At 40.4% G+C, this 6,682-nt stretch carries 7 protein-coding genes; 6 read left to right on the forward strand and 1 reads right to left on the reverse strand.

What is annotated here, in order from left to right; translation table 11 throughout:
* Positions 1 to 210: 210 nt before the first annotated feature.
* From E4F24_RS01890 to E4F24_RS01910, 5 genes are all read left to right on the forward strand, one after another.
* Positions 211 to 918: an MgtC/SapB family protein gene (locus E4F24_RS01890; RefSeq protein ID WP_140936908.1), complete on the forward strand. Its 708-nt coding sequence runs from the start codon at positions 211 to 213 to the stop codon at positions 916 to 918.
* A gap of 35 nt (positions 919 to 953) precedes the next feature.
* On the forward strand, positions 954 to 3,662 hold the full coding sequence (mgtA, locus tag E4F24_RS01895; protein ID WP_235891134.1) for a magnesium-translocating P-type ATPase: 2,709 nt from the start codon (positions 954 to 956) through the stop codon (positions 3,660 to 3,662).
* A gap of 112 nt (positions 3,663 to 3,774) precedes the next feature.
* Entirely contained in the window at positions 3,775 to 4,158 is a 384-nt protein-coding gene (locus E4F24_RS01900; RefSeq protein ID WP_181182335.1) for a DUF3575 domain-containing protein, read from the forward strand.
* Positions 4,112 to 4,600 (forward strand): hypothetical protein, encoded by a 489-nt coding sequence (locus tag E4F24_RS01905; protein ID WP_235891135.1) that lies wholly within the window; start codon positions 4,112 to 4,114, stop codon positions 4,598 to 4,600. Before E4F24_RS01900 ends, E4F24_RS01905 begins: the two co-directional genes overlap by 47 nt.
* A 4-nt stretch (positions 4,601 to 4,604) precedes the next feature.
* Complete coding sequence (locus tag E4F24_RS01910; RefSeq protein ID WP_140936911.1) at positions 4,605 to 5,282, forward strand: hypothetical protein; 678 nt, start codon at positions 4,605 to 4,607, stop codon at positions 5,280 to 5,282.
* Positions 5,283 to 5,344: 62 nt separating this feature from the next.
* On the opposite strand, the gene E4F24_RS14110 is transcribed toward E4F24_RS01910, so the two are convergent.
* Positions 5,345 to 5,587 (reverse strand): helix-turn-helix domain-containing protein, encoded by a 243-nt coding sequence (locus tag E4F24_RS14110; RefSeq protein WP_140936912.1) that lies wholly within the window; start codon positions 5,585 to 5,587, stop codon positions 5,345 to 5,347.
* A gap of 295 nt (positions 5,588 to 5,882) precedes the next feature.
* Between E4F24_RS14110 and E4F24_RS01920 the strand changes: the two genes are divergently transcribed.
* Entirely contained in the window at positions 5,883 to 6,560 is a 678-nt protein-coding gene (locus E4F24_RS01920) for a hypothetical protein (protein WP_140936913.1), read from the forward strand.
* Positions 6,561 to 6,682 lie beyond the last annotated feature (122 nt).

Consider the following 6,682-nt stretch of genomic DNA (forward strand, 5'->3'; position numbering starts at 1 on the left):
CTGCTAACATTCCATAACCAACGACACGGTTGACTGGATAAGTCAGATGTACTTTTCAAGTCTTCCTTTTTAAAGAGCGTTCGTAACTATACTTTTAGAAAGATACTCTTCTAATAAAACTCTAATTTTTTTCTGTTGCTCCTCTAATCACGGTTGAGAAAAGGGGTAGATACCTTTGCACTGTAATTAGAAAACAGGAGGGGGTCATCAATGGATATTTTAGATTTTGCTTTACGGCTACTTATCGGAATGCTGCTCGGTTCAGTTATCGGTATCGAGCGCCATTGGCGCCAGAAAAGTGCTGGACTGCGTACCAACACCTTGGTGTCGTTGGGTGCTACTGCTTTTATATTGCTTTCCATAGAGATTGGGGGCGATGCCACAGGTAGGATAGCTTCCTATGTCGTGAGCGGTATCGGTTTTCTGGGTGCAGGTGTTATCATGAAAGATGGTTTGAACGTGCAGGGGCTTAACACCGCTGCCACGATCTGGTGTTCAGCCGCCGTGGGTGCATTGAGCGGTATGGGATTGTTTCCGCAAGCTGCATTGGTCACTACTACTATCATGCTCACCCATGTCATTTTACGCCCTATTGGCATACAGCTCAACAGGCTGACGTTTGTCAAATCTTCAAACGTACAGACCGATTACCTTATTACAATCAAATGCCGTACGGAAGTAGAAAACCCTATTCGGGTACTACTAATGCAAATGTTGGGCAGCGATGAAAAGCTACTGTTACAGTCGCTAACCAGTGATGATAATATGGACGACATGGTAAATGTAACTATTACTGCAGTTATCAAATCTGCAACACAGCAGGATACCCAAATAGAACGCGTAGCAAGCCGATTAACGATTGAAGAAAAAGTAATCAAGGTAAGTTGGGAAATTATAGGAACACAATCAGAGCTATAGCAATGATTTTATTCATCAGAAAAATAAGATATAATATGATGTTAAACTTAAAAAACACAGCAAAAAATCCTTTGCATTCTGCTATTAATTCAAGCGGAATGAATATGGGAACCATCACTAAGTTGCAGAACGCATCTAGACAGGACGACAGGTTTGTGTATGCGATGCTGGAAACGGGTGAGGAAGGTATAACTAATGTAATGGCAGACGAACGCAGGATAAAATTTGGTTCCAATGAAGTGCAACACCAAAAAGCACCGAAATGGTACGCACAGCTCTTAACAGCATTTGCTAATCCGTTCATCTATATTCTATTGATTATTGCATTTGTTTCATTTGTTATTGATGTATGGCTACCATCTGTCGAAGAGCGTGATTTCAAAACAGTCGTGGTGGTATCCATTATGGTACTGGTGAGCGCCCTTTTGCGGTTCGTTCAGGAATATCGGAGCAATACGGCCGCCGAAAAGCTGAAAAGCATGGTAAAAACCACTGCAACCGTATGTAGAAAGTTTGTTGGCAAAAAAGAAACACCTATAGGTGAGCTTGTACCCGGCGATATTGTTTACCTGTCCGCAGGAGACATGATACCCGCTGACTGTCGTATTATGCAGAGCAAAGACCTCTTTGTAAGCGAGAGTATGCTCACCGGAGAGGCGCTGCCTGTAGAAAAAAGCCATTTTCCGATACGTGATGCCGATAAAAAGCAACCCACGGAGCTTAATAATATCTGCTTTATGGGAACCAATGTGATAAGCGGATCTGCCATAGCTGTCATTGTTGCCACAGGCAGTTATACATTCTTCGGCAGTATCAGCAAAAGTATTATAGGGGAACGTCCGGAAACCAGCTTTGATAAAGGAATTAACAAGGTCAGTTTCCTGCTTATCCGGTTCATGCTGGTAATGGTGCCGCTCATTTTTCTAATCAACGGTTTGCTGAAAGGAGACTGGGCAGAGGCATTGCTTTTTGCTATTGCCGTCGCCGTAGGCCTAACTCCAGAAATGTTGCCGATGATTGTTACGGCCAATCTCGCCAAAGGAGCTGTAAATATGAGCAAGCATAAAGTAATTGTAAAGCGGCTCAATTCCATTCAGAATATTGGTGCTATGGATGTACTATGCACGGACAAGACAGGAACGCTTACCATTGATAAAATCGTTCTGGAAAAGCATCTGAATGTTTTCGGTATTGAAGATGACGAAGTGCTGAAATGGGCTTACCTCAACAGCTTCCACCAAACCGGGCTTAAAAACCTGATGGATAAGGCCGTATTGGAACACGTGGATCTGCACGATTATCTTAAAGTAGAAGAACAATACCTTAAAGTAGATGAAATCCCTTTCGACTTCGGGCGCAGAAGGATGTCTGTTGTGTTGAGAAAGCATAATGGCAAGCATCTTTTGATCTGTAAGGGAGCAGTTGAGGAAATGCTGGAACTATGCACCAATGCTTTTAATCCCGGAGATGACCGAAGTCTTCATATTGAGAATGACACAGTCGTACCGATGGATGATACGATGCGCAGTATTGTATTGAACACTTCTAAAAAAATGAACCAAGAAGGGCTTCGGGTTTTACTGGTCGCTATTCGTGAATTTGATGGTGCGCATCCGCTCACCTATTCCGTTGAAGACGAAAATCAAATGACCTTAACCGGATTTATAGGGTTTCTCGATCCTGCAAAACCCTCGTCAAAGCCTGCTATTGAAGCCTTGCAGAAATTAGGTGTTGGCGTAAAGGTGCTTACAGGCGATAACGAAACGGTTACACGGAAAATTTGTGGCGATGTGGGTATTCCTGTACAGCACATTATTAACGGCAGTGAATTGGAGAAAATTAGCGATGAAGAATTACTGCAACAGATTGATGAGGTTTCCGTTTTTGCCAAACTAAGTCCGTTGCAAAAAGTAAGAGTAGTAAAAGCATTACGAAGTAAAGGCTATACGGTTGGCTTTGTGGGCGATGGTATCAATGATGCTGCTGCATTAAAAGAAGCCGATGTGGGTATCAGTGTGGATACAGCTGTTGATATCACGAAGGAAAGTGCAGATATTATCTTATTGGAGAAAGACCTGATGGTACTACGTAAAGGCGTGATATATGGCAGAAGAACCTTTGGCAATATCATCAAGTATATCAAAATGACCGCCAGCAGCAATTTCGGTAATATGTTCAGTATGGTCGGAGCCAGTGCCTTTTTGCCGTTCCTACCTATGCTGCCCATACATCTACTGATACAAAACCTCTTGTACGATATATCGCAAATCTCCATCCCCTGGGACGAAATGGACAAGGAGTTTTTGGAAAAACCAAAAAAATGGGATGCGAATGGGGTCTCTAAATTTATGCTTTTTATCGGTCCGATAAGTTCTGTTTTTGATTTTGCGACTTTTGCCGTGATGTACTTTGTGTTCAAGGCAAATGCGCCTGAGCATCAGACACTTTTTCAAACGGGCTGGTTTGTCGAAGGGTTGATTTCACAAACGCTTATCATCCACATGATACGTACCCGTAAAGTACCATTTGTACAAAGCTGGGCAACGGCTCCAGTAGTCGCTTTAACCACGCTGATTATGGTCATCGGTGTTATCCTGCCTTTTTCGCCTTTTGCAGCAGCATTAAAGATGCAATCATTGCCACTGGCATATTTCCCTTGGTTGATAGGCATATTGTTTACCTACTGCCTGGCAACACAAGTGGTAAAGAACTGGTTTATCAAGAAATTCAACACTTGGTTATAACAAGGAAAGCAATACGTCCTATCTTTTGTCTTAATCTGATAGTTTAATGGCAGAATATAGCCTCCCTTGGAAGATGCTAGGCCTACCTTTGCAGTGTAAAAAAAATAAAGTCATGAAAAATAAGTTGCTATATATAAGTTTAATCATATTCTCAATCTGCGGTGGCAGCGTGCTGGCGCAAGAACAAGAGAACGTTTCCTCCAAAGAACATCATCTTGTTATCAAAACAAATCTGGCAGGTGCTGCATTGGGAAATATCAATCTGGCGAGTGAGGTAGGTTTAAACCCAGACAACACAAAACACCCGCTTACGCTGCATGTCCCTGTATCTTATAATCCCTTTACCTATGGCGGTGATACCAAGTTGAAAAATTTCGCTATTCAGCCCGAACTAAGGCTGTGGCAGAGAGAAGCTTTCAGTAAATTCTTTGTAGGGCTACATGCACATTATGCTTACTATAATGCAGGCGGTATCTCAGCATGTAAACCGAGGTAGGCTGAAAGGAAATGACAGGACAAGATACCAGATTTACGATACCGTCAAGGCAGGCATCCGTAACAGCAAAAACTGGACGGAACTACGGAACTATATCCGCTACAGAGGTGTGGAAATGCAGTTTAAGTACAGATCGGGGACGGATGAGGTTCAGGGCATTTCGTTCAGCAAGAACGGACAGACATTTCGTGGATCGGCCATTGACCGCTCATTGAGCTATAGCCAGATCGACAGGGCATTAAATGGTATCGATAACGCTATGGAACAAAATCACGGGATAGAGAGCAATGTTTCGAAAGGTCAGTCTATGGACACCAATATCGGGGAAACCATCGGCTATATAGCATCCGCTTTTTTTTCGATCCCTGAAATTGCACCGGAGCAGGAAGATCCATTTATCAAGAAGAGAAAAAAGAAAGAAAATTACAGGTTAAAACGTTAAGAATATGCGCACAGAATTAGAAAACTTACAGCAACAGGTAAACACTTTAGAGGAGAATACAGACCTTATTACGCAGGACATAGTACGCATCATGCCGACAATTGTATCCCTGCTTTCCGAAAACGAGAAGAATATGAAGGAATTTCATGAGATACGCGCAAAGGATCAGGAACTGTTACGCCAGATACAGACTTTTATCAAGCGTGAAAATGATGTACTGTCAAGGATCGTTAAGGATTACGGTTCATTGCAGAATCTGGCTGTTCAGATTGCCGACGCTACAGGAAAAGAGGTCAACAGATTGGTTGACAAGGAAAAAGAGATTGCTTCAAAGCTCGCTGAAATCCCTGATCAGGTCAATGTAAAACATCATTACGGAATTGATATAAAATCCACGCCAGTGATCATTGTAATGTTATTATTATCGATCTTTACGTCACTGGGTTTAGGAATTCTATATGAAAAAAACAGACAATTGGACAATAGAAAATCGTATGAGATACGCTACCGTATGATGGAATTGGAGCTACCCAATGTTACATCGCATATCGATTCCACCTACTCTCTTGATCCCAATAAATTCAATGATTTGGTGATTAAAAGGGAAGAAGAGCAAAAGCTTAAATTTAGAATTCAGCAGAAACAAGAAGAAATTAAGAGCTTGAACAGTATAACACATTGAAATATATAAAAACCTAATTGATTTACGGAACTTGGTTAATTCACGTAGTGGGATAACCAAGTTCACTTTGTTATGGGAGGTAATAAATCAGCATATTCGCACTCCAACACTGAAGCAAGTTTCGGTAACATTGAAAGAGAATATTTCGCTCTATCCTTTGGGCTTTCGACATGCCCAATATAACCCACAGATACATCTAAAGCTAATGCAAGTTTAGCTTGGGATAAGCCCTTTTTAGTTCTCAATTCCTTTACTTTCTGAATGAGATAGGCGTCGACATGAGTAGCGTGTGGCTTTTTGTCCATCTCATGCAAGAAAGCAATAATAAAAAAACAAAACACCGCTACATGAGACGGTATATTTTGTATATATTTGCATTCGGAAAAGAGTACTAATCCTAAATAAAGATGATGGTTTTAATAAGACTATTCTACTTCTATATTCGGTACCGTTTATCGTTTGAAAAAGGATCTGGATATCTGATACAATTTTATTTATCTTTAAGAACCGACAACATCAACCAGTTTACGGTAATCCGTAAAAAATCATAACTTAAATAAATAAATTTATCACCAAAAATATTACATTAAAAACCAACACATGGATTCGCTCTCAGCTATCATGAATGTATTACCACTACTTGTAATGGTATTGCTTGCCGTACTCGGTTATAGATTGTTAAAAATTAAGGGGCATAGCCAATGGACTTATTTGTTGCTGTTAATATCGTCAACACCCCTATTTTGGTTTATATTTGGTGTTACAAAGTCAAAAGAGCCGACTCCGACAACGAAGCTATGGAGTAACGTGGCACTTTTGTGGGGAATTATAAGTCTGTTTCTTATAATTTACAGTCAAGAAACTTTACAAAAAAGAGGAAGTCTTACACAGGCTAAAGTCAATGAAGTTACTTGGACAACGGAAAGAGTATCTTTATTAAAAAGTAAGTATACAAATTCTTTAACAGAGGTAGGGATCTCGTCTGCATCTATTGAAAAAGTCGTGGACTGTATGGTAGAAAAAACTGTAGATAGATTTCCAAATGGCTTAGACTTAACACGCACTACTCCTACTATTGACAGCATTATGAACAAAATCGGGAAAGATTGCGGAGAGATCTGGCTAAGGGATTCAGGTGTTATAATGAAATGGACACCCTTGATAGAAAGCCAGTTGATATTGAACTTAAAGAAAAACATGGTCAAATTAAATCTTGACAGTCAACAAATGGATGATATCGCCAATTGCATTTTGAAAAAATTGAAAGCAAGATTGTAAATCGTCAGCAAAAAGTGGACACACTATTATAAAAACTTAAGGAGAGTTTTCAAGAAAAACAATTAGATTTAGATATGGAAACTCCAAAGAAAAAGAGTACTGAAAAATTTGTAAAAGACATC

The sequence above is a fragment of the Sphingobacterium lumbrici genome (genome assembly GCF_006476045.1).
Taxonomy (GTDB): domain Bacteria; phylum Bacteroidota; class Bacteroidia; order Sphingobacteriales; family Sphingobacteriaceae; genus Sphingobacterium; species Sphingobacterium lumbrici.

What these genes read in the sequence shown, in the direction of transcription:
- E4F24_RS01890 (WP_140936908.1), top strand. Translation starts at nt 211, where the DNA reads ATGGATATTTTAGATTTTGCTTTACGGCTACTTATCGGAATGCTGCTC.
- mgtA (WP_235891134.1), top strand. Translation starts at nt 954, where the DNA reads ATGATGTTAAACTTAAAAAACACAGCAAAAAATCCTTTGCATTCTGCT.
- E4F24_RS01900 (WP_181182335.1), top strand. Translation starts at nt 3,775, where the DNA reads ATGAAAAATAAGTTGCTATATATAAGTTTAATCATATTCTCAATCTGC.
- E4F24_RS01905 (WP_235891135.1), top strand. Translation starts at nt 4,112, where the DNA reads ATGCTTACTATAATGCAGGCGGTATCTCAGCATGTAAACCGAGGTAGG.
- E4F24_RS01910 (WP_140936911.1), top strand. Translation starts at nt 4,605, where the DNA reads ATGCGCACAGAATTAGAAAACTTACAGCAACAGGTAAACACTTTAGAG.
- E4F24_RS14110 (WP_140936912.1), bottom strand. Translation starts at nt 5,587, where the DNA reads ATGGACAAAAAGCCACACGCTACTCATGTCGACGCCTATCTCATTCAG.
- E4F24_RS01920 (WP_140936913.1), top strand. Translation starts at nt 5,883, where the DNA reads ATGGATTCGCTCTCAGCTATCATGAATGTATTACCACTACTTGTAATG.